This is a genomic window from uncultured Subdoligranulum sp. (assembly GCF_963931595.1).
GTDB lineage: Bacteria > Bacillota > Clostridia > Oscillospirales > Ruminococcaceae > Gemmiger.
This window is the reverse complement of sequence record NZ_OZ007030.1, coordinates 2,090,821-2,116,162: the sequence shown is the minus strand read 5'-3', so window position 1 is coordinate 2,116,162 and position 25,342 is coordinate 2,090,821. Positions and strand designations below refer to the sequence as shown.

Annotated in this window: 26 protein-coding genes; 18 read left to right on the top strand and 8 right to left on the bottom strand. The window is 63.8% G+C overall.

Annotated features, from left to right (window positions below; translation table 11 throughout):
- Positions 1–162: 162 nt before the first annotated feature.
- The 7 genes from ABGT73_RS10250 (at position 163) to ABGT73_RS10220 (ending at position 6,703) form a co-directional block, all read left to right on the top strand.
- On the top strand, positions 163–753 hold the full coding sequence (locus tag ABGT73_RS10250) for a helix-turn-helix domain-containing protein (protein ID WP_346669618.1): 591 nt from the start codon (positions 163–165) through the stop codon (positions 751–753).
- A 17-nt stretch (positions 754–770) separates the two neighbouring features.
- Positions 771–2,321 carry an FAD-binding protein gene (locus tag ABGT73_RS10245; RefSeq protein ID WP_346669617.1) on the top strand — a complete coding sequence of 517 codons (1,551 nt, stop codon included), beginning with the start codon at positions 771–773 and terminating at the stop codon, positions 2,319–2,321.
- A gap of 1 nt (position 2,322) precedes the next feature.
- A complete protein-coding gene (locus tag ABGT73_RS10240) occupies positions 2,323–3,486 on the top strand; it encodes an iron-sulfur cluster-binding domain-containing protein (RefSeq protein WP_346669616.1) in 1,164 nt (387 codons plus the stop codon).
- 127 nt (positions 3,487–3,613) lie between these two features.
- Positions 3,614–4,735: an SLC13 family permease gene (locus ABGT73_RS10235; protein WP_346669615.1), complete on the top strand. Its 1,122-nt coding sequence runs from the start codon at positions 3,614–3,616 to the stop codon at positions 4,733–4,735.
- A 120-nt stretch (positions 4,736–4,855) separates the two neighbouring features.
- Positions 4,856–5,359, top strand: coding sequence for an RNA polymerase sigma factor (locus ABGT73_RS10230; protein WP_346669614.1), 504 nt, complete (start codon positions 4,856–4,858; stop codon positions 5,357–5,359).
- Between the two features lies 1 nt (position 5,360).
- Positions 5,361–5,945 carry a zf-HC2 domain-containing protein gene (locus ABGT73_RS10225; RefSeq protein WP_346669613.1) on the top strand — a complete coding sequence of 195 codons (585 nt, stop codon included), beginning with the start codon at positions 5,361–5,363 and terminating at the stop codon, positions 5,943–5,945.
- Positions 5,942–6,703: a hypothetical protein gene (locus ABGT73_RS10220; protein WP_346669612.1), complete on the top strand. Its 762-nt coding sequence runs from the start codon at positions 5,942–5,944 to the stop codon at positions 6,701–6,703. The genes ABGT73_RS10225 and ABGT73_RS10220 overlap by 4 nt, the downstream gene beginning before the upstream one ends.
- 41 nt (positions 6,704–6,744) lie before the next feature.
- Here the strand turns inward: ABGT73_RS10220 and ABGT73_RS10215 are convergent, their stop codons facing one another.
- The 3 genes from ABGT73_RS10215 to ABGT73_RS10205 form a co-directional block, all read right to left on the bottom strand.
- Positions 6,745–7,155, bottom strand: coding sequence for a GtrA family protein (locus ABGT73_RS10215; RefSeq protein ID WP_346669611.1), 411 nt, complete (start codon positions 7,153–7,155; stop codon positions 6,745–6,747).
- A gap of 156 nt (positions 7,156–7,311) precedes the next feature.
- Entirely contained in the window at positions 7,312–7,977 is a 666-nt protein-coding gene (locus ABGT73_RS10210) for a response regulator (protein WP_346669610.1), read from the bottom strand.
- 14 nt (positions 7,978–7,991) lie between these two features.
- The gene (locus ABGT73_RS10205) at positions 7,992–9,614 is read right to left on the bottom strand and encodes a sensor histidine kinase (protein ID WP_346669609.1); all 1,623 of its coding nucleotides are present in this window, start codon (positions 9,612–9,614) and stop codon (positions 7,992–7,994) included.
- A 199-nt stretch (positions 9,615–9,813) separates the two neighbouring features.
- Here ABGT73_RS10205 and ABGT73_RS10200 point away from each other — a divergent pair, with 199 nt between their 5' ends.
- The 7 genes from ABGT73_RS10200 to ABGT73_RS10170 all read left to right on the top strand — a co-directional run bounded on the left by ABGT73_RS10200 (position 9,814) and on the right by ABGT73_RS10170 (position 16,099).
- Entirely contained in the window at positions 9,814–10,509 is a 696-nt protein-coding gene (locus ABGT73_RS10200) for a F0F1 ATP synthase subunit A (protein ID WP_346669608.1), read from the top strand.
- Positions 10,510–10,575: 66 nt separating this feature from the next.
- Complete coding sequence (gene atpE / locus ABGT73_RS10195) at positions 10,576–10,794, top strand: ATP synthase F0 subunit C (RefSeq protein ID WP_040917386.1); 219 nt, start codon at positions 10,576–10,578, stop codon at positions 10,792–10,794.
- Between the two features lie 16 nt (positions 10,795–10,810).
- Complete coding sequence (gene atpF, locus ABGT73_RS10190; RefSeq protein ID WP_346669607.1) at positions 10,811–11,299, top strand: F0F1 ATP synthase subunit B; 489 nt, start codon at positions 10,811–10,813, stop codon at positions 11,297–11,299.
- Positions 11,296–13,338, top strand: coding sequence for a F0F1 ATP synthase subunit alpha (atpA, locus tag ABGT73_RS10185; RefSeq protein ID WP_346669606.1), 2,043 nt, complete (start codon positions 11,296–11,298; stop codon positions 13,336–13,338). Before atpF ends, atpA begins: the two co-directional genes overlap by 4 nt.
- On the top strand, positions 13,326–14,249 hold the full coding sequence (atpG, locus tag ABGT73_RS10180) for an ATP synthase F1 subunit gamma (RefSeq protein ID WP_346669605.1): 924 nt from the start codon (positions 13,326–13,328) through the stop codon (positions 14,247–14,249). The genes atpA and atpG overlap by 13 nt, the downstream gene beginning before the upstream one ends.
- 45 nt (positions 14,250–14,294) lie before the next feature.
- Positions 14,295–15,692, top strand: a complete 1,398-nt coding sequence (atpD, locus tag ABGT73_RS10175) for a F0F1 ATP synthase subunit beta (RefSeq protein ID WP_346669604.1) — start codon at positions 14,295–14,297, stop codon at positions 15,690–15,692.
- Positions 15,692–16,099 (top strand): F0F1 ATP synthase subunit epsilon, encoded by a 408-nt coding sequence (locus ABGT73_RS10170; RefSeq protein WP_346669603.1) that lies wholly within the window; start codon positions 15,692–15,694, stop codon positions 16,097–16,099. Before atpD ends, ABGT73_RS10170 begins: the two co-directional genes overlap by 1 nt.
- Before the next feature lie 55 nt (positions 16,100–16,154).
- Here the strand turns inward: ABGT73_RS10170 and ABGT73_RS10165 are convergent, their stop codons facing one another.
- The 4 genes from ABGT73_RS10165 to ABGT73_RS10150 all read right to left on the bottom strand — a co-directional run bounded on the left by ABGT73_RS10165 (position 16,155) and on the right by ABGT73_RS10150 (position 20,044).
- On the bottom strand, positions 16,155–17,282 hold the full coding sequence (locus ABGT73_RS10165) for a glycosyltransferase (RefSeq protein ID WP_346669602.1): 1,128 nt from the start codon (positions 17,280–17,282) through the stop codon (positions 16,155–16,157).
- Positions 17,204–17,788 carry a TVP38/TMEM64 family protein gene (locus ABGT73_RS10160; RefSeq protein WP_346669601.1) on the bottom strand — a complete coding sequence of 195 codons (585 nt, stop codon included), beginning with the start codon at positions 17,786–17,788 and terminating at the stop codon, positions 17,204–17,206. The genes ABGT73_RS10165 and ABGT73_RS10160 overlap by 79 nt, the downstream gene beginning before the upstream one ends.
- Positions 17,782–18,954, bottom strand: a complete 1,173-nt coding sequence (locus ABGT73_RS10155; protein WP_346669600.1) for a glycosyltransferase — start codon at positions 18,952–18,954, stop codon at positions 17,782–17,784. Before ABGT73_RS10155 ends, ABGT73_RS10160 begins: the two co-directional genes overlap by 7 nt.
- A 142-nt stretch (positions 18,955–19,096) precedes the next feature.
- On the bottom strand, positions 19,097–20,044 hold the full coding sequence (locus tag ABGT73_RS10150) for a DUF3658 domain-containing protein (protein ID WP_346669599.1): 948 nt from the start codon (positions 20,042–20,044) through the stop codon (positions 19,097–19,099).
- A 240-nt stretch (positions 20,045–20,284) separates the two neighbouring features.
- Here ABGT73_RS10150 and ABGT73_RS10145 point away from each other — a divergent pair, with 240 nt between their 5' ends.
- The 3 genes from ABGT73_RS10145 (at position 20,285) to ABGT73_RS10135 (ending at position 22,141) form a co-directional block, all read left to right on the top strand.
- Positions 20,285–20,947: a cytochrome c biogenesis protein CcdA gene (locus ABGT73_RS10145; RefSeq protein ID WP_346669598.1), complete on the top strand. Its 663-nt coding sequence runs from the start codon at positions 20,285–20,287 to the stop codon at positions 20,945–20,947.
- Between the two features lie 10 nt (positions 20,948–20,957).
- The gene (locus tag ABGT73_RS10140; protein WP_346669597.1) at positions 20,958–21,569 is read left to right on the top strand and encodes a TlpA disulfide reductase family protein; all 612 of its coding nucleotides are present in this window, start codon (positions 20,958–20,960) and stop codon (positions 21,567–21,569) included.
- Positions 21,570–21,676: 107 nt separating this feature from the next.
- Positions 21,677–22,141, top strand: a complete 465-nt coding sequence (locus ABGT73_RS10135) for a TspO/MBR family protein (protein WP_346669596.1) — start codon at positions 21,677–21,679, stop codon at positions 22,139–22,141.
- A 112-nt stretch (positions 22,142–22,253) separates the two neighbouring features.
- Here ABGT73_RS10135 and ABGT73_RS10130 read toward each other — a convergent pair whose 3' ends face one another.
- The gene (locus ABGT73_RS10130) at positions 22,254–24,524 is read right to left on the bottom strand and encodes a glycoside hydrolase family 3 C-terminal domain-containing protein (protein ID WP_346669595.1); all 2,271 of its coding nucleotides are present in this window, start codon (positions 24,522–24,524) and stop codon (positions 22,254–22,256) included.
- A gap of 159 nt (positions 24,525–24,683) precedes the next feature.
- On the opposite strand from ABGT73_RS10130, the gene ABGT73_RS10125 reads away from it, so the two are divergent.
- Positions 24,684–25,340, top strand: a complete 657-nt coding sequence (locus tag ABGT73_RS10125) for a response regulator transcription factor (RefSeq protein WP_346669594.1) — start codon at positions 24,684–24,686, stop codon at positions 25,338–25,340.
- Positions 25,341–25,342 lie beyond the last annotated feature (2 nt).

Below are 25,342 nucleotides of genomic sequence, written 5' to 3'. Positions count from 1 at the left end.
GCCCGCCCCAGGACCCGATGACCCCGGCAGGACCTTCCCCCAAAGGCCCTGCCGTTTTTTTGTTGTAAAAAATCGCGGGATGGGAAAAAATTTTTGTTGCTTTTTTAACAGGGCGTGGTACAATGGAATCATAAAATAACACCTGTTACAAAAGGAGAGCCCATGCCCCGTTCCAAGCAGATCGAAAAAGAGGATATTCTGCGTGCCGCCGCCCAGGTCATCCGGCAGAAAGGGGAGGGGGCCCTCACGGTGCGCAGCATCGCGGGGGAGCTGGGGTGTTCCACCCAGCCGCTCTACTATGAATTCACCAATATGGAGCAGCTGCGGGCGGCGCTGCTGCCCTATGTGCGTAAGGAATACCTGCAGTTCCGGTGCACCAACTACAAGGAATTCGGGCAGCATTTTTTACAGTTTGCCCGGCAGGAGAAGGAATTGTTCCGGTTTGTCTATCTGCGGCGCCGGGCGCCGGGGGAAACGCTGCTGGACGATATCAACCAGGACGAGACCATCCGGCTGCTCAGCCAGAACCTGGAGATGGACCCCGAGACCGCCCGGCGGATGCACCACCAGATGCAGTACCGCTGTTACGGCATGGGGGTCATGCTGGCCACCGATTACTGCGACCTCACCGAGGCCCAGATCGATGCTGAACTGACCGAGTTCTACAAGGTCATTCTGCGCTATTACAAGAATGTCACCGACGACGCCCAGCTGCAGTACTGGCTGGGGCGGTCCCGCCATCTGATCCTGTGATTTGCAAGGAGGTCTTTATGGAAACGCAAAACACAAAACGCTATGACGTGGTGGTCATCGGCGCCGGCAACGGCGGTCTGACCGCCGCCATCCGTGTGCTGCAGGGGGGCTATTCCTGCCTGCTGCTGGAAAAGCACAATCTGCCCGGCGGCTTTGCCACCAGCTTCAAGCGGGGCCGCTTCGAGTTCGAGGCCAGCCTGCACGAGCTCAACGACTTTGGTTCGCCCACCGAACCCGGTGATATCCGCACCCTCTTCCGGGAGCTGGGGGTGGAGGACAAGATCGACTGGATCCGCATCCCCGAGGCCTACCACCTGATCACCACCGACAAGAAATATGACTGCGAGATGCCCTTCGGCGTGGAGGCCTTCATCGACAGGATGGAGCAGTATGTGCCGGGTTCCCGCAAATCCATGACGGAATTCTTCCAGCTCTGCAACGAGGTGCGGGACGCCCAGACCTACTCCAACGCGGTGAACGGCAACACCGATTCGGACTATATGAAGTCCCATTTCCCCAACTTCATCAAGGCGGGCAGCTACTCGGTGAATGAGGTGCTGGAAGCCCTCAAAATGCCCCAGGCGGCCCGGGATATCCTCAATGCCTACTGGTGCTATCTGGGTGTGGACTGCGACCGGCTGAGCTTTTTGCACTACGGCTCGATGGTCATCCGCTACATCACCCGGGACGCCTGGATGCCCAAGATGCGCTCCCACGAGATCAGCCTGGCCATGGACGCCCGCATCCGGGAACTGGGCGGCGATATCTGGTATCATTCCGAGGCCGCGTCCATCCTCACCGATGACAACCGGGCCATCACCGGCGTGCAGCTCACCGACGGCACCGTCATCGAGACCCGCCACGTCATCGCCAACTGTGCCCCGCACCTGGTTTTCGGCAAGATGCTGGACAAGAAGTCCGTCACCGAGGCCCAGATCCGCGCCACCAACGCCCGGACCTTCGCGGGCCGCGGCTTCACCCTCTTCCTGGGACTCAACAAATCCGCCCAGGAACTGGGCATCAGGAGCCACAACTACTTCATCTACGATACCGCCGACACCGTCAAACAGTACGACCTGATGCGCAAGGTCTCCACCAACCATGCCCAGGCCACCGTCTGTCTGAACAACGCCTACCCCGAGTGCTCCCCCGAAGGCACCTGCATGATGTATTTTACCACCCTCATCATGTCGGATGACTGGGGCAACGTCTCCGAGACCGACTATTTCAAGGCCAAGGACCGTCTGGCCGAGGACATGATCAACGTCTTTGAGCGGGAGACCGGCTGCAAAATCCGCGATGCCATCGAGGAGATCGCGGTGGCCTCTCCCACCACCTATGCCCGGTACTGCGGCCATCCCGAGGGCGTCATCTACGGCTACGAGACCGCCGGCTGGGACAGCCTGATGCCCCGCATGATGATGATGAAGGAGGACGCCGCCCTCTGTCCGGGGCTGCGGTTTGCCGGCGGCTACGCCATGCGTTCCAGCGGCTATTCCAGCGCCTATGTGTCGGGCGACCTGTCCGGCCGCCAGACGGTGGGCGATCTCAAGAAGGAGGCGCAGTGATATGAACTTCAAAAAACAGATCTTCGGATTCATGGATATGCTCCGCTTCACCAAGTTGGTGCCCAACCGCCGCAAGGAGCTGGCCTCCGGTGCCGATACGCCGCTGCCCCAGCATTACCGTGTGAACGAGATGGCCAAGGCGCTGCATCCCGGCCGCATGGAGGTGGAGGTCACCGCCGTGCGCGCCCTCACCGACCGGATGACCGAGCTGACCTTCCGCCGCACCGATGCCGATGCCTTCCCCTTCTTCCGGGCAGGGCAGTATGTCTCGCTGCAGGGCACCGTGGAGGGCAGCGTGGTCAGCCGTCCTTACTCCATCTCCTCCAGCCCCCGGGAAGCCCTGCAAAACAAGCTGACCCTGGGCATCGAGGATGCCGGATTCTTCTCGGACTACCTCAACCGCCAGGCCAAGGTGGGGGACCGGTTCCTCATGACCGAGCCCGCCGGTGAATTCCACTACGAGACGCTGCGGGATCACAAGAAGATCGTCTGCGTGGCAGGCGGCAGCGGCATCACGCCCTTCCTTTCGATGGCCAAGAGCCGGAAGGAGGGGGATGAGCCCTACGAGATGCTGCTTTTCTACGGCGCCCGTGACGAAGCCCATCTGGCCTACAAGGCCGAACTGGACGCCCTGGCGGCAGAAGGCGCTCTGAAGGTGGTCTACGTTCTCAGCGACGAAACGCGGCAAGGCTACGAGCATGGTTTCGTCTCGGCGGAACTGATGAAAAAATACGCCGATCTGCAGGATGTTACCTTCTTCCTCTGCGGCCCGGCGGCCATGTATGCCTTTATCCAGAAGGAGCTGGAACCCCTGCAGCTGCCGGTGAAGGCGGTGCGCAAGGACGCCACCTGTTGCGGTGCCCGCGCGGTGGAAAATCCCCGCACCTTCACCCTCACCGTCCATATCCGGGACAAGGTCTGTACGGTGCCTGCCCGGGAGGACGAGACGCTGCTGGTGTCCATGGAGCGGGGCGGCATCCAGGCGCCCAACAAGTGCCGGGCCGGCGGCTGCGGCTACTGCCACAGCAAGTGGCTGGGCGGCGACTATCTGGTGGCGGACGGCCGGGACGGCCGCCGTGCAGCCGACCGCAAGTTCGGCTGGATTCATCCCTGTGTGACCTATCCCCAGGCGGATATGGAAATCGACGTACCGCCTGCTGAGTAATCCTCCCTAACCCGAATCCTGCCGGGCCTTTGCGCCCGGCGGGATTTTTGTGTAAAAAGAGAATTGACAGTCCGCCGCCCGTTTTCTATAATACCGTAGGAAAATTTGGGTAAAAGAGGCATAGGAAATGAAAAGCGGATTCGGGCAGCGGTGTGCTGCCTTTTTCAAACAGGAAACGGTGTTGTGCATTGCGGCGGTGCTGGCCATCGTGTCGGTGGCCTTCAACCCGCCCAGCGCAGCCTACGCGGAGTACATCGACTGGGATACCCTGGCCATGCTCTTCAGCCTGATGGCGGTGATGAAGGGCTTCCAGAAGGCCGGGCTGTTCGTCTGGCTGGGCAACTGTCTGCTGCGCCGCACCGACACCACCCGCAAGATGCTCTTTGTGCTGGTGTTCCTGCCCTTCTTCTGCAGCATGGTCATCACCAACGATGTCTCCCTCATCACCTTTGTGCCCTTCGCGCTGGTGGTGCTCCACATGGCCGGACAGGACTGGCTGGTGGTGCCGCTGGTCATCCTGCAGACGGTGGCGGCCAACCTGGGCAGTATGCTCACCCCCATGGGCAACCCTCAGAACCTCTACCTGTACACCAAATCCGGCATGTCCTTCTTTGAGCTGGTGGGCCTCATGCTGCCCTACGCACTGCTGTCGGCGGTCTGCCTGGTGCTGCTGATCCTGCGGTGCGAGTCTGTGCCGGTGCAGGCTGCCACCGTCCAGAGCAAACTGGCCCCGCCCCGCACGCTGGCGGTCTACGGCGCCGGGTTTGTGCTCTGCCTGCTGGGCATCTTCGACGTGCTGCCGCCGCTGGTCATCGCGGCCATCGCCGCCGTCTTCCTGGTCTTCTACGACCGCGGCGTGCTGGCCAAAGTGGACTACTCGCTGCTGGGCACCTTCATCGCCTTCTTCATTTTTATCGGCAACCTGGGGGGTGTCGGCTGGTTCAAGGACTTCATCGCTTCGGTGCTGGAAGGCCATGTGGTGGCCGTCTCGGTGCTGGCCAGCCAGGTCATCAGCAACGTGCCCGCCGCGCTGCTTCTCTCCGGCTTCACCCAGGACTGGAAGGACCTGCTCATCGGCTGCAACCTGGGGGGCCTCGGCACCCTCATCGCGTCCATGGCCAGCCTGATCTCCTACAAGCTGGTGGCCCAGAACAGCCCCGAACGCCGCAACACCTACCTTGTCTGGTTCACGGTGTGCAACGTGGGGATGCTGGCGCTGCTGCTGATCCTCAACTGGATTCTCTCGTAAAAAATTCCCGGACCCTGCGGTCCGGGATTTTTTTGTCGGAAAGTGTAACATCCGCGCTGAGCCTGCCACCAATAGAATGTAAGGTGCCTGAAATCCTACTGAAAGGAGGCGGAACCGCCCGTGAAGCTGCCGGAACTGGAAACGCTCTACAATCTGTACCGCGCCGACCTCTACCGCTACTTATGCCATCTGACCCGGGATACGGCCGAGGCCGAGGACCTGCTCAGCGAAACCTTCCTTCGTGCGCTGCGGCGGCTGCCCACCTTCCGGGGAGATTGCGCGGTAAAGACCTGGCTCTTCGGTATCGCCCGCAACATCTGGCTGGAAAGCCTGCGCAAACGGCGGGACACCGTCAGTCTGGACGATCCTGAGGCAATGCTGGAGCGGTGTCTCGGGCAGGATACCCTGGCCGAAGTCACCGACGCCCGCCGCGCCCTGGAAGGGGTGCGGCGGGCCCTGGCGGAGATGAATCCCCGGTCCCGGCAGGTGGTGGAGCTGCGGGCGCAGGGGTATTCCTACGCCGAGATCGCCCAGCGATTGCAGATCACCGAATCCTCGGCGCGGGTGGTGGAACACCGCACCCGGGCCGCGCTGCAAAAAATCCTACAAAAGGAGGGGTACTGATATGTCCGAACCGAAAAAAGCCCACGAACCTCCCGTGACGCTGTCCTGTGAAATCTGCCGCGACCTGCTGCCGCTGGTGCAGGACGGGGTGGCCAGCCCCGAGAGCGAGGCGGCCGTCCGGGCCCATCTGGAGCATTGCGAAGCCTGTCGTGCCCTCTGGCCCGAAGCGGGGGAGAACAGCACCCCCGCCCCACTGCCCGACGATGAAAAGGTGGTGCGCAGGCTGCGGGACCGGGTCAACGGCTGGCTGGTGACATTTATTGTCTGCGGCCTTGTCTGGGGGATGGCCAGCAGCCGCATCCAGTTCCTCGGCGGGCTGCTCTTTGTGCTGATTTTCCCCTTTGTCAGCGGGTTTACCTACTGGATGGGCGGCCGGGTATGGCGGGTGATACCGCCGCTGGCCGCGGTGCTCTGGGCGGTGTTCAATCTGGTGGATACCCGCCGGTACTTTGTACCGGAAACAAACGGTACCGTGGCCTGGCTCACCTCCGCCCTGGCGGGGGCTGCCATCGTGGGGGTGCTCTGCCTCATCGGAGCGCTGGCTGCTGCGCTGCTCAAATATGCCTTTGGAGGGAAAACAAAATGAAAACCAAGACCAAAAAGCGCCTGGCCGGTGCGGCGGGCATCCTCATCATTCTTTGTTTGCTGCTGGCGGTGGATGCCTTCACCGGGGACCCCCTCAGCCGTGCCTGGGCGGAAGGCCGCGCGCTGCACCGGGCCGAAACCCTTTACCCCGGGCAGAAATTTCATGTGACATCCAGCTACAGCGGGCAGTTTTTCCGCTACGGGGCAACGGTACAGTCGGCGACCAGCACCGATACCCATTTTGACGTGACAACGAATTTCTGGCTCTTCACCGAAGATCGGGCTGAAGAACAGGTGGAAAACCGCTGGAATACCTGCTATCGCATGGGGGAGGAAGGTGCCGATAAAATCGCCAAAATCCTTGCCCGGGACGCCCCCGAACTGACGCTGGCCGGTGTCTACGGCGGTGAAATGGGCACGGTGGAGCTGGACCTGGCCTGGGAGCCGGACGGGGACGGTTCGGGGCGCTCGACGCCGGAAAACTATTTGGAAAACTTCCCGCTGGATGGCTCCTTCGATCCCTCCGTGCTGCAGAAGGTGCCCAGCCGGATCTGCCTGCAGGTGCTGTGGGACGGCGCCCCGGCACAGGAGGACCTGGACAATGTGCTGCATACCGTCAAGCAGGTGATGGAGGCAAACAACCTGCCGGTGACCTACTACGATGTGACGCTGGTGCCCATGGACGGGTACAACAGCCACGAGGAACTGCTGGACATGGTGGTGGAATCGGGTCCGGTGGCCACGAGCGATATAGCATAAAAAATGCCCGGTGCAGTGCACCGGGTGTTTTTGCGGCAATTTTAATAGACAAAGGCTTTCTGGGCCAGGTAGTTCAGGAAGAAGAGGGCTACATCCACCGGGATCTTCACGGCCAGTTCGGGCACCCCGGCGGGCAGCAGCCCTGCCAGGAAGGCCACCAGCAGGGCGCTGGCCATCGTTTTCACCACCGTGATGACGGTGTAGAGGCTGGCGGATTTTCCGTGGGCGGTGTGGCTGTGGAAGACAAGGAAGTAGTTCAGCAGATAGTTGCACAGCGAGGAGAGCACCCGCGCCAGAATGGTGGCGGCCACGATGGCCAGTCCCTCCTGCAGATAGGGCCGCAGCAGGGCGCACAGCACCGTGAAGGCAGCCAGGTCCACCACGCTGGAGGAGAGGGACGAGGCGGAAAACTTCCCGAAGGAGCGCACCGCCGCGGCTTTGCCGGAACTCATAGGAAACATCCTTTCCACAAGACAACGCGGGGCAGGTCCTGCGAGAGGTCCCGGCCCCGACGATAGAAAAACAACGTACAGCAGTCAGTATAAAACTTTTTGACCCAAAAGTCAACCGCCGCGCCCTGCAAAAGGCGCGGCGGTTCTTCTGTATCTTCAGCCCATCAGCCGGTAGACCAGGCAGGGGCGGCCGCCGGTGCCGTAGTTCATATCCCCGGATACCTGCCCCTGCTGGGCCAGAAAACTCATATAGCGGCGCACCGTCACCACCGAAAGTCCCGATGCGGCGGCAATTTCCTCGCAGGTGAAGGCGTGGCCGGGATTCTGCCGCATGCAGGCCAGCACCCGCTCCTGGGTCTGGGGCTGCATGCCCTTGGGCAGGGCGGCGGGGGCAGGAGGGACCGCGTGGAGCAGATTGTCCAGGGCGTTCTGGTCGAGACTTCCCCGCATGGCGCTGCGCCGGCGGCAGAAGGCGTCCAGCGCCCGGCAGAACCGCTCGTAGGCGAAGGGCTTTACCAGATAGTCCACCACCCCCAGCCGGGTCAGCGCCTCCACGGTGGCGGCATCGTTGGCGGCGGTGATCATGATCACGTCGGACTCCACCCCGGCGGCCCGCACCGCCCGCAGAAATTCCAGCCCGTTCATCTGGGGCATGTAGAAATCCAGAATCACCAGGTCGGCGGGGTTGTGCCGCAGCCAGTCCAGCGCCCGGCGGGGCTGGCTGAAGGTCTGGGTCACGGTGAACCGGCCGTCCTTCTCGGCGTAGCGGCGGTTCAGTTCGGTGATCATGGGATCGTCTTCCACAATGACAACGGTATACATGAATGACCTCTCTCTCAGGTGTCCGCCTGCTGGGGCGGACGGAAAGTGATGATGAAGGAACTGCCCACACCCTGGGTGGATTCCACCCGGATCTCGCCGCCGTAGGCATCCACCACGCTCTTCACCAGGAACAGTCCGGTGCCGTGGCCCTCCCCCTTGGAGGTGCTGCCCCGCTCAAAGATGTGCTCGCGGATCTCCTCCGGCATGCCGCAGGCGTTGTCGTCCACGCTCAGGATCAGGCCGCGCTCGCTCTCCCGCACCGAGACATCGATCTCGTGGAGGATGTCGGAGGGAGCGTTGCCGAAGGCGTCAAAGGCGTTCTCGATCAGGTTGCCCAGAATGGTGATCATCCCCGAGGCGGGCAGGTAGTGGGTGTCGGCGCTGAGATGGCTCTCGGGGTCCAGCGTCAGCCGTACGCCCAGCTCCGCCGCCCGGCAGCTCTTGCCGATGAGCAGGGCGGCCACCGACGGTTCGGCGATGCTCTGGGAGATCCGCCCCACCGAAAGCGCCTTGGTCTGGGTCAGCTGGAGCACGTAGTCCTCGGCCTGCTTGGCCTCGCCCAGCTGCAAGAGCCCCAGGATGACGTGGAGTTTATTCATGAATTCGTGGGTGTAGGCGCGCATGGCCTCCACCATGTGCTGCACGCCGGTGAGCTCCCGGGCCAGGTGAGCCACCTCGGTGCGGTTGCGGAAGATGGCCACGGCGCCCACGATCTGGCCGTCCCGGCGCACCGGCATCCGGTCGGAGAGGATCCGCACATGGTGCAGCGATTCCAGACCGATGTTGTACTCCGGCTGTTCGGTGTGGATGACCCGGGGAATGGTGGACTGGGGATAGACCTCGGACAGCGCCTTGCCGATGACGGCGCTCTTGTCAAGGGAGAGCATCTCGGCGGCGGCGCGGTTGATGTAGATGATGCGCTCCTCCCGGTCGATGGCCAGAAGACCTTCGTCCAGGGCGTCCAGCAGCTCCATCCGACGCAGGAACAAATCCCGGAAGGCATCCGGCTCATAGCCCAGCAGGTCGCTCTTGATGCGCTGGGCCAGCCGCAGGCTCAGAAAGGCGCCCACGCCCAGGGCCGCCGCCCCAATGAGCAGATACACCCCCAGCGTGCGCAGGCCGGTGGAGCGGATGGAGCTGAGATACAGCCCCGCCATCACATAGCCCTTGACGGTGCCGTCCGTCCGGTAGACTGCGGCGTAGGCACAGTGGTCGGCCCCCTGGGGGGCGCGGGCGTCGTCCAGCAGGGCATTCTCCGAGGAGGACAGCTTGCCCATGAGGGTCTCATCCAGCGGTTCCAGCGCGTCGACGCCGTCGGTGCTGCCGGTGACATCCTGCAGGTAGACGGGCTGCCCCTCGGCGTCGTAGACGGCGAACAGGTCGATGCCTGAGATGCCCTGCACCGTGCGGTTGACGTACTCCATAAGGCGTCCCGGGTCGTCGCCGTCGGTGATGGTCAGCGTGTGGGATACCGCCTGCACAGCGGTGATGAGGGTATCGTTGCGGGAGCGCCGCTCCTGCATGAGGTTGAGGGACAGGCCGGCGCCGGTGGCCAGCACCATGGCCACCAGGATGCCCAGCACCGATACCCGGCGGATCTGATGGTAGACGGTATGGCCGGTCGACTTCTTTTCCATACGGCCCTCCTTTATAGAATAGGACAGATTCTGCGGTAATGATACCACCTTCCCACAGAATCGTCAATCTTGCACAAAGTTTCTCCGCGGCCGGGCGGGAAATGTGACCCTTTGCACGGTTTTGTTTTTTTTATTTTCGTAAGCCTTACCACGGCGCACCGCCCGGCGTAAGATAAAGACGAAAAAGAGGTGAACAAGTTTGGAAGGTTTTAAAGAAGCCCTGGTTGATGCGCTTGCCAACGAAACCGCGTTTACGATCCCGGTCCTCGGCGGCATCCCCATCAGCTCGGCCGTGCTGGTGACCTGGATCATTATGGCGTTCTGGATCATCTTCACGCTGCTGGCCACCCGCAATCTGAAGGTCAGCAACCCCGGCAAGCTGCAGATCGTGCTGGAATCCGCCGTGGAGTTCCTCAACGGATTCGTCAAGGATACGATCGGCCCCCACTGGCGGCCCTTTGCCCCCTATCTGGGCAGCGTGGCGCTTTACATCGGCCTGGCAAACATCATCAGCATTTTCGGTCTGACGCCCCCCACCAAGGATGTCAGCGTGACCGCCGCCCTGGCGTTCATGAGCCTGGTGCTGATCTACGGTGCGCAGTTCCGCTATAACGGTCTGCGCGGCGGCCTGAAGCGTTTTGCCGACCCCATGCCCGTGTTGGTCCCCATCAACCTGATGGAAATCGCCATCCGTCCGCTGGCGCTCTGCATGCGACTGTTCGGCAACGTCCTGGGCGCATTCATCATCATGGAGATCATCAAGTACCTGGTACCCGCCGTGGTACCCGCCGTCTTCTGCATCTACTTTGATCTGTTCGACGGCCTCATCCAGACCATTGTCTTTGTCTTTTTGACCGCTCTGTTCGCAGGCGAGGGCATCAAGGAAGAAGAGTAAGCCCCGCCCCCACCCGCGCGGCGTTTGCCGCGCTCCCATGAAAAGAACTTTCAGGAGGAAACTACTATGTCTATCGGAATCATCGCCGCAGGTCTCGCAGTTCTCACCGGTTTTGGTGCCGGTATCGGCATCGGCATCGCCACCGGCCACGCCAGCGACGCCATCGCCCGTCAGCCCGAAGCTTCCGGCAAGATCAACAGCACCCTGCTGCTGGGCTGCGCCATGGCAGAAGGTACTGCCATCTTCGGTTTCATCACCGCGCTGATCATCATCTTCGTGGGTTAAAAGGAGGTGTGCCCAAATGCTGGATTTCCAGCCGTGGACGATCTTTTTTACCATCGTCAACCTGTTGATTTTGTATTTCTTTTTCCGCAAATTCCTGTTTGGGCGCATCAATGCCGTGCTGGAGCAGCGTGAACAGCTGATCCGCAGCCAGGTGGAAGAGGCCGCGAAGAACAACGCCGAGGCCCAGAAGAGCAAACAGGAATATGAGACGAAACTGGCCGGTGCCCGGCAGGAAGCCGCCGAACTGGTGGCGGACGCCAAGCGCCGTGCCGATGTGGCCTACGCCGATCGTCTGGCGCAGGCCGAAGCCGACGCCAAGCAGACGGCGGCGGAAGCCGAGGCCCGCATTGCGGCCGAGCGCAGCGAGATGCTGCGTACGGCCCGCGGTGAGGTGGCCCATCTGGCCGTGATGGCCGCCACCGAGGTGGCCGGCAAGCGGCTGGATACCGACTCCGACCGTGCGCTGGCGGAGGAATTCTTGGCAAAGGTGGGTGAGCAGGCATGAGCGAAGCGACCGAGCGTTACGCTGCGGCCCTGTTCGGGGCTGCCCAGGGCGACGCGGGGGCCGTGCGCGCTGCCGCCGATGCCCTGATGGCGGATACCCAGCGCTGGAATGTGCTGCTGAGCGACGCCACCACCGACGCCGAGAAGAAAGAGCTGCTGGCCGGTGCGCCGCAGCTGGACGGTCAGGACGCCCTGAAAGCCTTCCTGCAGCTGCTGCTGGCGGAAGGTCATCTGAACGCCCTGCCGGAGATCCTGCCGGAATTTTCCCGCCTGGCGCTGAACGCCCAGGGCGGTATGGAATGTGTGATGACCTGCGCCCGCCAGCCGGACCAGGCCACCCAGGAGGCCGTTCGCAAGGCGGCCTGCAAGCTGCGCGGTGCCAGCAACGTGGTGCTGCAGATCAAGATCGATCCCAGCCTGCTGGGCGGTTTTGTGCTGGACATCGACGGTGTGACCTATGACCGCAGCGTCAAGGGCCGTCTGGACCGTCTGGCCCGCGGCATCGAGAGCACCAACAGCAGCGACGACACGCTGGATCAGCTGGCTGCCCAGATGAAGGAAGCCCTCTCCGGTTCTGCCGGCGATACCATGGCCACCGAGACCGGCCGCGTGATGGAGATCGGCGACGGCATCGCCAACGTCAGCGGCCTGCGCCACGCCGTCTACGGCGAGCGCGTGGAGTTCGAGAATGGCACCGCCGGTCTGATCCTGGACCTGCGCCGCAAGCGCACCGGCGTGGTGCTGCTGGGCAGCGCCGAGGGCCTGACCGAGGGCAGCCTGGTGCGCCGCACCGGCCGTCCCGCCGACGTGCCGGTGGGCGAAGCCCTCATCGGTCGTACCGTCAACGCCCTGGGCCAGCCCATCGACGGCCTGGGCCCTGTCAACTGCACCGAGACCCGCCCCATCGAGCATGAGGCGTCCGGCGTAGTCAGCCGTGAACCGGTCACCCAGCCCATGCAGACCGGCATCCTGGCCATCGACGCCATGGTGCCCATCGGCCGCGGCCAGCGCGAACTGATCATCGGCGACCGCCAGACCGGCAAGACCTCCATCGCCACCGATGCCATTCTGAACCAGAAGGGTCAGAACATGATCTGCATCTACGTGGCCATCGGCCAGAAGGCTTCCACCGTCGCCCGCCTGCGGGAGACCCTGAAGAAGCACGGCGCCATGGAGTACAGCATCATCGTGTCGGCCCCCGCCGCCGAGGGTGCTTCCATGCAGTACATCGCCCCCTACGCGGGCGCTGCCATGGGCGAGTATTTCATGTCCAAGGGCAAGGACGTGCTCATCGTCTACGATGACCTTTCCAAGCACGCGGTGGCCTACCGTACGCTGTCCTTGCTGCTGCGCCGTTCCCCCGGCCGTGAAGCCTATCCCGGCGACGTTTTCTATCTGCATTCCCGTCTGCTGGAGCGCGCCTGCCGCCTGACCAAGGAGTACGGCGGCGGTTCCATGACGGCCCTGCCCATCGTCGAGACCCAGGCCGGCGACGTTTCGGCCTACATTCCCACCAACGTCATTTCCATCACCGACGGCCAGATCTACCTGGAAAGCGGCCTGTTCTTCTCGGGCCAGCGCCCGGCCGTCAACGTGGGTCTGTCGGTGTCCCGTGTGGGCGGCGCCGCCCAGACCCGGGCCATCAAGAAGACCGCCGGTACCCTGCGTATCGACCTGGCCCGGTACCGTGAACTGGAAGTCTTCACCCAGTTCAGCTCCGACCTGGACGCCGAGACCCGCCAGGCCCTGGATCACGGCAAGCGGATGATGGCGCTGCTGCGTCAGCCTCTCTGCACGCCCATGACGGTGGCCCGCCAGGCGGTCATCCTGTACATCGCCACCAACGGCCTGCTGAACGATGTGCCGGTGGAGAAGTCCGCCGCCTTCGCCAAGGATTTTGCCGACCTGCTGGAGCGCGAGCAGGCTGACCTGATGAAGGAGATCAACGAGACCGGTGCTTTGTCCGGTACCGCCACCGAGCAGATCCGCACCACGCTGCAGAGCTACAAAGAGCAGGTGAGCGCCACATGGAAAGCATAAAGGAGATCCGCACCCACATCGACAGCGTGCAGCAGACCCTCAAGATCACCAACGCCATGTATCTGATCTCCTCCTCCAAGCTGCGCAAGGCCCGCCGTCAGCTGACCGACGTGCAGCCCTACTTTGAGAAGATCACCCGTACCATTTCCGACATCCTGCACCGCACGGCCGGCGTGGACCATGTCTACTTCGACACCCGTTCGGACCATCCCCACAAGGTGGGCTACATCGTCATCACCGGCGACAAGGGTCTGGCGGGCGCCTACAACCACAACGTGCTGCGCCTGGTGGAAGAGGAAATGGCCAAGGTGGAGAACCCCACGCTGTTTCTGATCGGCCAGTCCGGCCGCAACTACTTCCAGCACAAGGGTGTCAACATCGACGGCGAGTTCATGTACACCTCCCAGGACCCCACGGTCTACCGTGCCCGGGAGATCGGCGATACCTTCATCGAGCTGTTCCGCAAGGGACATCTGGATGAGGTGTACGTGGTCTACACCGAGATGGTCACCCCCATGCAGATGGAGCCCAAGATCGTCAAGCTGCTGCCCCTGGACCGCGACGCCTTCCCCTGGAAGCCCCGCCGCAGCGCCGACGGCAGTGAGCGGCACGTGGTGACCTATGTGCCGTCCCCCGAGCATGTGCTCAACCACATCGTGCCCTCCTACCTGAAAGGGCTGCTGTTCGGCACGCTGGTGGAGTCCTTCTGCTCCGAGCAGAACGCCCGCATGAACGCTATGGACACCGCCACCGACAACGCCCGGTCCCTGCTGAAGGAACTGTCGCTGCACTACAACCGTGCCCGTCAGTCCGCCATCACCCAGGAGATCACCGAGATCGTGGGCGGCGCACAGCCGGGCGGCGATGACTGGGAGGACGACGACTGGGCCGACGAGGAAGCCGACCTGTAACTTCCGGTCTGCTGCCGGATAACCATAGAGAAAGGAAAGACTGCTATGCAACACAAAGGTGTGATCGCGCAGGTGCTGGGCCCCGTGGTGGACGTACAGTTCGCCGAGGGCAGCCTGCCGCAGATCAACGAGGAGCTGGTCGTCGAGAAGGACGGCGAGCGCCGTGTGATGGAAGTCGCCCGCGAGATCGGACATGGCGCCGTGCGCTGCATCCTGCTTTCGCCCGGCGAAGGCCTGGGCCGCGGTGACGAAGTCATTGCCACCGGCCACACCATCGAGACGCCCGTCGGCGAAGCTACCCTGGGCCGTATGTTCAACGTCCTGGGCGAGCCCATCGACGAGAAGGGCCCCGTGGAAACCCCCGAAAAGTGGTCCATCCACCGGGATCCCCCGGCTTTTGATAAACAGAGCCCAACCACGGAAATTCTGGAAACCGGCATCAAGGTCATCGACCTGCTGGCTCCCTACGCCAAGGGCGGCAAGATCGGCCTGTTCGGCGGTGCCGGTGTGGGCAAGACCGTTCTGATCCAGGAACTGATCCGCAACATCGCCACCGAACACGGCGGCTACTCCATCTTCACCGGCGTCGGCGAGCGTACCCGTGAGGGCAACGACCTCTGGCGCGAGATGGGCGAGAGCGGCGTTCTGTCCAAGACCGCCCTGGTCTTCGGTCAGATGAACGAACCGCCGGGAGCCCGTATGCGCGTGGCCCTGACCGGTCTGACCATGGCGGAGTACTTCCGTGACCGCCAGAAGCAGAACGTGCTGCTCTTCATCGACAACATCTTCCGTTACGTCCAGGCCGGCTCGGAAGTCAGCGCCCTGATGGGCCGTATGCCTTCCGCCGTGGGCTATCAGCCCACCCTGGCCGACGAAGTGGGCGCTCTGCAGGAGCGTATCACTTCCACCAAGGACGGCGCCATCACCTCGGTGCAGGCCGTCTACGTGCCCGCCGACGACCTGACCGACCCGGCCCCCGCCACGACGTTCAGCCATCTGGACGCCACCACCGTTCTGTCCCGTAAGATCGTGGAACAGGGCATCTACCCGGCCGTCGACCCGCTGGAATCCACCAGCCGGATCCTCGAGCCCGACATCGTGGGCCGCCGTCACTACGACATCGCCCGCGGCGCCCAGGAGCTGCTGCAGCGCTACCGCGACCTGCAGGATATCATCGCCATTCTGGGCATGGAGGAACTGTCCGAGGATGACCGCCGCACCGTCGCCCGCGCGCGCCGTATGCAGCAGTTCTTCTCCCAGCCCTTCTTCGTGGCCGAACAGTTCACCGGCCTGCAGGGCAAGTATGTCCCGCTGGAAGAGACCCTCAAGGGCTTTGAGGCCCTGCTGGGCGGCGAGCTGGACAAATACCCCGAATCCGCCTTCTCGTCGGTGGGGACCGTCGACGATGTGCGGGAGAAAGCGCGTGCACAGGGGGCGGTCTGATGGGAAAGACCTTTCAGCTGGAAATCATCACGCCGGAGCGCCAGTTCTACACCGGCCCGGTGGAAAGCCTGGTGCTGCCCGCCCTGGACGGCGAATACGGTGTGCTGCCCGGCCATGAGCCGGTGGTCACCGCGGTGGAGCCCGGCGAGGCCCGCTTCAAGGCGGACGGCGTGTGGCACAACGTCATCGTGACCCAGGGCTTTGCCGAGATCACCTCGGAGTATGCCGTGGTGCTGGTCTCCACGGCGGAAAAGCCGGAGGAGATCGATGCGGCCCGTGCCGAGCGCGCCAAGGAACGCGCCGAGGAGCGTCTGCGTCAGCACGGCAGCCAGCAGGAATATTTCCGCAGCAAGGCGGCCCTGGCCCGCGCCACGGCCCGTCTGCGCGCCACCTCGCACAGAGGCTGATACAGCAAAGCAAGCGTCCCCGGACCTTTTGGGTCCGGGGACGCTTTTTGTTGTCTCAGGCGGTGCAGCGCTGCGGGGCGGGACGGGCATTCCGCTGGGGCGCGGGCAGCGTGGCGTAGAACTGCTGCAAAGCCTGCCCGATGCGGGGCAGACTGCGGGCTTCGGCTACCCGGCGCCCGGCGCCGGTCAGGTCGGGCAGCTGTTTTGTGAGGATGCCCCGCAGCTTTTCCTCCAGCCGGACCAGGTCGCGGCCCTTCCATACGTTGACGCCGTCGGTGAGCCAGTCTTGGTAGACCGGGATGTCCCGCAGCAGGGTGGGGGTACCGCAGGCCAGCGCCTCCAGCACCACAATGCCCTCGGTCTCCTCGTGGCTGCAGAACAGGAAGGCGTCGGCACCGCAGTAGGCGTCCCGCAGCGCTTCCTGGGAGAGGAATCCCGGGAAGGAGACATTGTCCGGGGCGGCGGCCATGGCCTTGCGGATCTTCCGGGGCACCAGGGCCGGGTCGGTGTAGCCGAACCAGAAGAACCGCACATCCGGCATGCGGCGGGCAAGCTGGATAAAGTCCAGAATGCCCTTGCGCTCCATGAAATGCCCCACGCTGATGACCGCCCTGTCGGTATCCTTCAGGCCGTAGGCCTGCCGGAAGGCCTGGCGCCGGGCGGGGTCGGGTGCGAAGAAGTCGGTGTCTACCCCGTTGGAGAGGGGCTGCACCGGCGGGCGCAGGCCGTAACTCCGCAGGATGGCGGCGGCGTAAGGGGTGGGGGTGAGGATCAGGTCGGCCCGGTTGTAGCACAGACAGAGCCACCGTTTGAAGAGGGGAGCCAGCAGGTCGGACCCCACGAAGGAATGGCGGAAATCCGCCTCGGTGGAATGGCCGTACCAGATCACCGGGATGCCCTCCCGCCGGGCGCGGCGGGCTGCCCGGAAGGAGCAGGGCAGCACGGTGTTGATGTGGATCACGTCGGCCCGGGGCTGCCAGTCCTCCACCACCGACACCCCGGTGCGTTCCAGCGCCGCCCGCTGGTGGCGGGCCGCCTGGCCCACGCCGCTTTTGCCCACCAGGGCCAGCGAACCCGTATAGATATGAACACGAAACATCTCTGTCACCTCCAAAGACCCAGCACGTTCTGGGCGATCACGGTCAGCCCCAGGCTGTACATTGCGATGGCTGCCGGTTTGCACAGAAAGATGATGGCGGTGTAGAGCCGCCAGTCCATGCGGGTGGTCCCGGCCAGAAAGCACAGGTAATCGTCGGGGGCCACCGGCAGAAAGATCAGCAGGGCGAACCACCGGGCAAACCGGTTGCCGGTGCCCATCCAGCGGTCGTATTTTTCAATGAGTTTGGGCGGGAAGAGGGATTCCAGCAGCGGCCGTCCGCAGGCCCGGGCGATGGCAAAGGCGGCCAGCGATCCCACGCAGATGCCGAGGTAGTTGTACCAGAATCCCTGCCAGCCGCCGAACAGGATGACCCCCGCCAGGCACCCCAACCCGCCGGGCAGAATGGGAATGACCACCTGCACGGCCTGGAACGCCATGAAGACCACCGGCCCGGCCCAGCCGAACTGGCCGATGTAGGCGGTCAGCGCCTCCCGGGAATCAAAGAGTCCGGCCCGCCAGAAGGAATAGGCCAGCACACAGCAGAGCACCAGCCCCAGCACCGAGGCTGCGCGGTTGATGGTTTTTACCATAGGATCACACTCCTTGTGCGGGCGGTGCGGGGCACCGCGGGTTTGTCCAGGATGGCGCGCCGGTAGAGGGCTTCCACCGAGGCACCGAAGGCCTGCCGGGTGTAGGGGGCAGCGGCCTGCCGGGCCTTCCGGCGCAAAGGTTCTGCTGCACCGCCCGTCGGCAGCGCGTTGACCAGGGCGGCCAGCTCGCCGGGGGTGTGGTAGATCCAGCCGTCCTGCCCCGGCGTGATGAGGCTCCGCACACAGGGGTCGTCCCGGCAGAGCAGCGGCAGCCCGGCGGCCAGTGCCTCGATGTAGGTCAGCCCCTGGGCCTCGCTGGTGGAGGCACTCACAAAGGCGTCGGCCAGGGCGTAGTAGCGGGGAACCTCGGCGGGAGCCACCATCCCGGCAAAACGCACCCGGTGGGCCACCCCCAGCGCTTCGGCCCGGGCTTCCAGGGCGGCGCGCTCGGGGCCGTCCCCCACAATGAGCAGCACGCCCCGGGCCATGCCGGGCAGGGCTTCCAGCAGTTCGGAGATGTTTTTCTCCTTGGCCAGCCGCCCCAGGTAGAGCAGCACCGGCTCCTCCGCCGGCAGGTCCAGGGCCGCCCGCAGGGCCGGGTCGGGTGCCGCGGCAAAGCGGTCCAGGTCCAGGCCGGTGGGAATGACAGTCACCGGGCAGTGCACCCCGTAGCCGGTGAGCAGCCACTGGATTTTGGGGGTGGGCGCAATGACGGCGTCACAGGCATCGCAGATGCTGCGGGTGAACAGCTGGGCCAGGCAGCGGCCCATCCGGCGGCTGGGGGAGAAGTAGTGGGTATAGTCCTCGTAGACGGTGTGGTAGGTGTGGATCAGCGGTGCTCCGGCGGCTTTGGCCAGCTGCCGGGCGGGGGCAAAGGTGCTGAACTCGCACTGGGAGTGCACCACGTCGGGCTGCCAGGCGGCCAGGGCGCGCAGTGCCCCGTGGAGGGCGGGCGTCCGCAGCCGGGCGCCGGGGTAGATGAGCCCCGCATCCAGGGAACCCAGATAGGTCACGCCGTCCTCGGTGTAGGTGCGGCCGCTGCCTGCCAGCGTCAGCACCCGAACCTCATGGCCCCGGGCCTGCAGTTCGGTGCGCAGCGCCACCGTGGAGGTGACCACCCCGTTGACGGTGGGGGTCCAGGTATCGGTCGTCAGTAAGATTTTCATAGAGAAAAGCCTCCTTGGAGAAGAGGAATCATTGGTTCTTTGCTTATACTAACGATCGAAGCAATTGTTTTTTTGCAACAATTTCCCAAAAAATCCCGGAAATTTCCAGCAGCGGAAATTTCCGGGATCTTGGTTATATGGATCAGGGGCTGACCTTGCGCAGCATCCTGTGATACCGAGGACTGTCAGGCTCCGGCGTGCTCACCACCTGCAGCTTGCCGTCGGCAATCCACCGCTCCACCCGCAAAGCCAGCCAGACATCGCCGAATCCCAGGGGAAACTGCCCCAGCGTCCGTCCGATGAGGGTGGCCTCACTGAAGGTTTCGGGCAATGTATCCAGCACCCGCCGCAGATAGGGGTCATACAGACTTTCGTCGGCGCTGACCAGCACACCGTTGAGCACCGCCCGCAGGGGGGCGTTTTCCGATTGCAGCATCCGCCACTGGGTGACCAGGGCGGCGGCCTGGCCGGCGGGCAGTACGCGCGCCTCCCGGGCCAGATGGCCCCATTCACCGGGATGCAGTTCCCCCAGGTTGCGCAGCACAAGGCCGCCCTCCCCGTGGGGGGCCAGGGCAGGGAGCTCCACCACCCTCAGGTCGAGCTTTTCAAGGCCCAGGGGCTGCAGCTGCGCCAGCACCCACCGCAGCCCGCAGGCAGCGTCGGGGGTGTGGTCCACCCAGAGGCGCACCGGCTCCCTGGGTGCCCGGGTCAACAGCGTGTCCAGCCGGCGGCGGGCGTTGGCCAGAATCTCGGCGGCGGTCTGCTGTCCCTCGGGATAGATGGAAAGCAGCCGCGTGAGGGTCTCTTCCCGCAGCAGCCCGATGCCCTCCTCGTCGATGGGCCCCACGCTCAGCCAGAGGGGAAAAGGCAGAATATCCCCCGGGGTGCTCTCCATTGGCACAGCTTCGGCCCAGCGGCGCCGCTCCTTCGCCTTCGCTTCCCGCTGCAGCCGGGCTGTCTCTTCCGGGGAAACGGGACGCCCCTTTTCATCGGTGGCGATGACGCCGACACAGCCGCCGATCTCCGAACCGCGGCACATTCCCACCTTCATACTCCCGGCGGCGCTGTCGCTGAACAATACTTCCAGCATGGGAAATCCCTCCCTTGTGTTTTTCCTTCATTATAGCATACAATTTAAAGGAACGCACCGCTGAATTTTTCTCTTCCCGGTTGCGGGAACGCCGCCCGCTGTGGTATCATACGGCCATGTGATAACATCACGGAAGCATTTCCGGCGCGGTTGTATACTGTCTGTGATCCTGAAATCCACCCTTTGCGTAACCGCTGAAAAATGGCCGTGCTCCGGCACGTCCGGGAAAGGTTGTGACCCATGCAATATGTGATCTCATTCCTGGAGGGCATCATCACCTTTGTGTCGCCCTGTCTGTTGCCCATGCTGCCCGTCTACCTCTCCTACTTTGCGGGCGGCGGGGAACACTCCACCCGCAAGACCCTCACCGGTGCCGCCGGCTTTGTCACTGGCTTTACGGTGGTGTTCGTCCTGCTGGGCGCACTGGCCGGCACGCTGGGCAGCTTCCTGCAGCACCATCAGACGGCGGTCAACATCATCTCCGGCCTCGTCGTCATCTTCTTTGGCCTCAACTTCCTGGGGGTCATCCGGCTGACCCTCTTCAAGGGCAGCAGCCACGCCGTCCGGGCCGACAACATGAACTTCTTCTCAGCGATGCTGTTCGGCGTTATCTTCTCGGTGGGCTGGACGCCCTGCGTGGGTGCCTTTTTGGGTTCGGCGCTGGCGCTGGCCTCCCAGCAGGGCCACGTGCTGGAAGGCATGCTGCTGCTTTTCATTTACTCCCTGGGCCTGGGCGTGCCCTTCGTGCTCAGCGCCGTGCTCATCGACCGTCTGAAGACGGCCTTTGACTGGATCAAACGCCACTATACCGTCATCAACGGGGTCAGCGGCGGTTTTCTCATTCTGGTGGGTGTGCTGATGGCCACCGGCCTGATGGGCCGTTTCCTGAACCTGCTCAGCTAAGGAGGACCTTATGGGCAACAAAAAGACCGCCATTCTGGTGATCCTGCTCGTCGTGATTATTGCGGGGGCGGGCATCCTGTACAAGACCCTGGGCAGCCGGTACGCCCCCGATCAGCTGGCGGTGGAAGAGACTCCCGCACCCACCGCCGCACCGCAAAGCCAGGACGCCACCGCGGAAAAGGCGGACGAGGCCACCGAGGAATCCGCTCAGGCGGCGCCGGATTTCACGGCCTATGACGCCGAGGGCAACGCGGTGAATCTGTCGGACTATTTCGGCAAGCCGCTGGTGCTGAACTTCTGGGCCAGCTGGTGCGGCCCCTGCAAGAGCGAGATGCCGGAGTTCCAGGCAAAGTACGAGGAACTGTCCGACGTGCAGTTCCTGATGGTGAACATGACCACCGGCCGGGAGACCAAGGAGGATGCCCAGGCGCTTCTCGAGCAGGAGGGCTACACCTTCCCGGTGCTGTTTGACACCGACGCCGACGCGGCAAACACCTACAGCGTCTACTCGCTGCCCACCACCTACTTCATTGCGTCGGACGGCACCATCACGGCCTGGGCCCGGGGCGCCATCGACGGCGACACCCTGCAGAAAGGCATCGACATGATCGCCGGTTCCTGACCGGCATATAAACCAAGACGGCGGCTCCCAAGGAGCCGCCGTCTTTTCTGCATGGCTGCACCCCCGCCGGGCCATCCTGCATACAGTGGGGCAGGGAGGTGCAGAGTATGAAAAAGTGGGGATTTCTGGTATTTCCCATCCTGGCCTTGGCGGTGGGCGGCCTGGCGGGCTATTTGTCGCGCACAGGGCTGGAAACCGTCTATCCGCAGCTGGAAAAGTCTCCGCTCACACCGCCGGGCGTGGTGTTTCCCGTTGTCTGGGTGGTGTTGTACATCCTCATGGGGCTGGGCCTGGCGCTGGTGATATACAAAGGCGGCCCGGGCGTAAAGCAGGCGGCCCTGCTCTGGGGATTGCAGTTGGCGCTCAACTTCAGCTGGAGCCTGCTCTTTTTCGCCGGCGGCCATTACCTGGCGGCCCTGTTCTGCCTGGTGGTTTTGTGGCTGGCCATCCTGGCCATGACCGCGGCCTTTGCGGTCGTCAGCCGCCCGGCGGCCTGGCTGCAGATCCTCTATCTTCTGTGGGTGGCCTTTGCGGGCTACCTCAACGGCGCCGTCTGGCTGCTCAACCGATAACAACCCAAAAAATCCCGCGGCGGATTGCCTTACCAGCGCCCGCCGCGGGATTTTTGTGGAGTTTCTGTCACAGGATTTTCCGGCACGGTCTTTCGGGATCTTTCAGAAAGATTCAGGACTGCACCGCCCGGCGCAGCGTATCCAGCAGGGCGGGCAGGGCAGCGGCCGCTTCGGGACCGCCGAAGTTCACCAGTCCCCGCAGTGGCATGGCGTCCAGCATCTGGGCCATGGCATCGGGGGGCATCAGACCGTCCCCGCCGCCGTTGGCCATGGCCTGGGCGTTGGATTCCAGCATACGGCGCACCGGTTCCGCTGTGCGCGGGTCAGCCAGCAGGATGCCCAGTGGTGTGTTCTCGTCCACCGTCAGCGGCAGATGCCGGCGGGTGGAAAACTCCAGCGGCACCGTCATGCGGATGTCCCGGCTGGAATGGCCCAGACGCAGTTCGTACCGGCCCGGGGCAGCATACCAGTCGTGGAGCTCGGCACTGTAGTGGCTCATGTCCCGGGCGGTGATGGCAAAGCTGACTTCGCATTCCTGGCCCGGCTCCAGCCACACTTTCTGGAAGCCCCGCAGCGACTGCACCACCCGGCCGCCGGCCACCGGTGCGCCGGTGGCGTCGCTGACATAGAGCTGCACCACCTCGGCTCCGGCCAGGGCGCCGCTGTTGCGCACCTTCACCCGCAGGGTGACGCTGCCCTCGTCGGTAAGGGTGTCAGCGTCCAGGGCGGCATCCCGGTAGACAAACCCCGTATAGCTCAGCCCGTGGCCGAAGGGCCAGCGCACCGGCATCCGGCGCCCGTCGTACCAGCGGTAGCCCACATACACGCCCTCCCGGTAGTCGGCGGTGACGCCGTCGCCGGGATAGTCCAGGTAGCAGGGGGTGTCCTCCAGCCGCAGCGGCCAGGTCTCGGGCAGGCGGCCGCAGGGATTGGCCTCGCCCCACAGCAGGGCGTCGGTGGCTTCGCCGATGCCCTCGCCGGCCAGATACATGCACAGCACTGCCGAAACATCCCCCGCCCAGGGGCATTCCACCGGCGCGCCGGTGTGCAGCACCACCACGGTGTTTTTCTGCACAGCCGCCACCCGGGCGATCAGATTGTTCTGGCAGTCGGGCAGCCGCATGTGGCGGCGGTCGGCGCCCTCGCTCTCAAAAATCTCCGGCAGTCCCGCAAAGATGACCGCCACATCGACCTCCTCGGCCAGATTGACCGCCCGCAAAAATTCATCCTCATCCCGCTGGTCCCGGTCGGCGGGGAAGCCCTCCACATAGGAGACCTTCCGCCCCTTGGCCCGGGCAACGGCCAGCGCGCCTACGGCCGCATGGGTGTTCACATGGCTGGAACCGCCGCCCTGATAGCGCGGGGTCTCGGCAAAGGCGCCGATGTAGGCCACCTTCCGGCCCGGGTGCAGCGGCAGCGCACCCAGGTTCTGCACCAGCACGGCACTCTCCCTGGCCAGGTCCACCGCCAGTGCATGGTCGGCGGCCCGGTCAAACACCGCCGGCGTTCTGGCAAGATCACAGGCCCGCAGCACAATGTTCAGGATGCGGGTCACCGCCCTGTCCAGCACCGCCTCGTCCAGCGCGCCGCTGTGCACCGCCTGGACCAGCTTTTCGTCGTTCACGCCGCCCGAACCCGGCATCTCCAGGTCCAGCCCGGCCGCCACGCCGCGCACCCGGTCATTGACGGCACCCCAGTCCGACATGGTAAAGCCAGTGAAGCCCCATTCGTCCCGCAGGATATCGTTGAGCAGCAGGGAATTCTCGCTGGCGTAGGTTCCGTTCACCCGGTTGTAGCTGCACATCAGCGTCCAGGGACGGCCCTCCCGCACCGCCGTCTCAAAGGCGGGCAGGTAGATTTCCCGCAGGGTGCGCTCGTCCATCCGGCTGTCCGCCGTCATGCGGCGGGTTTCCTGGCTGTTGGCGGCAAAATGCTTGGGACAGGCTCCCACGCCTTCGCTCTGCACGCCCTGGATGAACCCGGCGGCCAGCTCTCCGGCCAGGAAGGGGTCCTCGCTGTAATACTCGAAGTTGCGGCCGCACAGCGGGCTGCGCTTGATGTTGATGGCAGGCCCCAGCACCACGCCCACCCCCGAAGCCCGGGCTTCCCGGCCCAGGGCGGCGCCCATCCGGCGGGTCAGGGTGGGGTCAAAGCTGGCGGCTGCCGCGCATCCGGCGGGAAAACAGACCGCCTCGATGCTCTCGTTGGGGTTGTCGCTGCCCGGCTTCTGGGTGCGCAGGCCGTGGGGGCCGTCCGACACCATCATGGCCGGAATGCCCAGCCGTTCCACCGCCTTGGTGCGCCAGAAATCCGCGCCGGAACACAGGCCGGCCTTTTCCTCCAGGGTCAGGGCCTGCATCAGCTCTTCCACCGTAGCGCTCATCTTTCTAGACTCCTTTTTTACATTTTTCGTTGCTTTGATACATTATACCACGGCATCTATGTTAAAATAAAGGAAATTGTGTAAATTTACAACAGGCTTTGTTACAACTACGATACAAACGGGATGTAGGATACAGGAGAAAAGAAAAGGAGTCATGGGATGACACAGGTTTTGATTGTGGAGGATGAACACCTCATTGCACGGCTCATCGAGATGAGCCTGACGCGGGCCGGCTACGCCTGCACGGTGGCGGGGGACGGCCGCACCGCCGCTGACCTGATCGAGGAGAAGGACTACGACCTGGCCCTGCTGGACATCATGCTGCCGGGGCTGGACGGCTACGAACTGCTGGACTATCTGCGGCCCCAGGGGGTGCCGGTGATCTTCATCACGGCCAAGGGCACCGTGAAGGAGCGGGTGGAGGGCCTGCGCCGGGGGGCGGATGACTACATCGTCAAGCCCTTTGTGGTGGAGGAACTGCTGGCCCGGGTGGAATCGGTATTGCGGCGGGCCGGACGGGGCAATGTGATGCAGGCCTTCGATGTGGTGCTGGACGTGGGGGAACACACGGTGACCCAGAACGGCAAGTCGGTAGACCTGACCCCCAACGAGTTTGAACTGCTGGAACAGCTCATGCGCAACCGCGGGGCGGCGCTCTACCGGGACACGCTCTATGAGCGGGTGTGGGGCGGCGACCGGGCCGAGACCGACACCCGCACGCTGGATCTGCACATCATGCGGCTGCGGCGCAAGCTGCACTGGTATGACCATATCGAGACCGTTTACCGCATCGGCTACCGCTTAAAGAAGGAGTAACC

What these genes read in the sequence shown, in the direction of transcription:
- ABGT73_RS10250 (WP_346669618.1), top strand. Translation starts at nt 163, where the DNA reads ATGCCCCGTTCCAAGCAGATCGAAAAAGAGGATATTCTGCGTGCCGCC.
- ABGT73_RS10245 (WP_346669617.1), top strand. Translation starts at nt 771, where the DNA reads ATGGAAACGCAAAACACAAAACGCTATGACGTGGTGGTCATCGGCGCC.
- ABGT73_RS10240 (WP_346669616.1), top strand. Translation starts at nt 2,323, where the DNA reads ATGAACTTCAAAAAACAGATCTTCGGATTCATGGATATGCTCCGCTTC.
- ABGT73_RS10235 (WP_346669615.1), top strand. Translation starts at nt 3,614, where the DNA reads ATGAAAAGCGGATTCGGGCAGCGGTGTGCTGCCTTTTTCAAACAGGAA.
- ABGT73_RS10225 (WP_346669613.1), top strand. Translation starts at nt 5,361, where the DNA reads ATGTCCGAACCGAAAAAAGCCCACGAACCTCCCGTGACGCTGTCCTGT.
- ABGT73_RS10220 (WP_346669612.1), top strand. Translation starts at nt 5,942, where the DNA reads ATGAAAACCAAGACCAAAAAGCGCCTGGCCGGTGCGGCGGGCATCCTC.
- ABGT73_RS10215 (WP_346669611.1), bottom strand. Translation starts at nt 7,155, where the DNA reads ATGAGTTCCGGCAAAGCCGCGGCGGTGCGCTCCTTCGGGAAGTTTTCC.
- ABGT73_RS10210 (WP_346669610.1), bottom strand. Translation starts at nt 7,977, where the DNA reads ATGTATACCGTTGTCATTGTGGAAGACGATCCCATGATCACCGAACTG.
- ABGT73_RS10205 (WP_346669609.1), bottom strand. Translation starts at nt 9,614, where the DNA reads ATGGAAAAGAAGTCGACCGGCCATACCGTCTACCATCAGATCCGCCGG.
- atpE (WP_040917386.1), top strand. Translation starts at nt 10,576, where the DNA reads ATGTCTATCGGAATCATCGCCGCAGGTCTCGCAGTTCTCACCGGTTTT.
- atpF (WP_346669607.1), top strand. Translation starts at nt 10,811, where the DNA reads ATGCTGGATTTCCAGCCGTGGACGATCTTTTTTACCATCGTCAACCTG.
- atpA (WP_346669606.1), top strand. Translation starts at nt 11,296, where the DNA reads ATGAGCGAAGCGACCGAGCGTTACGCTGCGGCCCTGTTCGGGGCTGCC.
- atpG (WP_346669605.1), top strand. Translation starts at nt 13,326, where the DNA reads ATGGAAAGCATAAAGGAGATCCGCACCCACATCGACAGCGTGCAGCAG.
- atpD (WP_346669604.1), top strand. Translation starts at nt 14,295, where the DNA reads ATGCAACACAAAGGTGTGATCGCGCAGGTGCTGGGCCCCGTGGTGGAC.
- ABGT73_RS10170 (WP_346669603.1), top strand. Translation starts at nt 15,692, where the DNA reads ATGGGAAAGACCTTTCAGCTGGAAATCATCACGCCGGAGCGCCAGTTC.
- ABGT73_RS10160 (WP_346669601.1), bottom strand. Translation starts at nt 17,788, where the DNA reads ATGGTAAAAACCATCAACCGCGCAGCCTCGGTGCTGGGGCTGGTGCTC.
- ABGT73_RS10155 (WP_346669600.1), bottom strand. Translation starts at nt 18,954, where the DNA reads ATGAAAATCTTACTGACGACCGATACCTGGACCCCCACCGTCAACGGG.
- ABGT73_RS10150 (WP_346669599.1), bottom strand. Translation starts at nt 20,044, where the DNA reads ATGCTGGAAGTATTGTTCAGCGACAGCGCCGCCGGGAGTATGAAGGTG.
- ABGT73_RS10145 (WP_346669598.1), top strand. Translation starts at nt 20,285, where the DNA reads ATGCAATATGTGATCTCATTCCTGGAGGGCATCATCACCTTTGTGTCG.
- ABGT73_RS10140 (WP_346669597.1), top strand. Translation starts at nt 20,958, where the DNA reads ATGGGCAACAAAAAGACCGCCATTCTGGTGATCCTGCTCGTCGTGATT.
- ABGT73_RS10135 (WP_346669596.1), top strand. Translation starts at nt 21,677, where the DNA reads ATGAAAAAGTGGGGATTTCTGGTATTTCCCATCCTGGCCTTGGCGGTG.
- ABGT73_RS10130 (WP_346669595.1), bottom strand. Translation starts at nt 24,524, where the DNA reads ATGAGCGCTACGGTGGAAGAGCTGATGCAGGCCCTGACCCTGGAGGAA.
- ABGT73_RS10125 (WP_346669594.1), top strand. Translation starts at nt 24,684, where the DNA reads ATGACACAGGTTTTGATTGTGGAGGATGAACACCTCATTGCACGGCTC.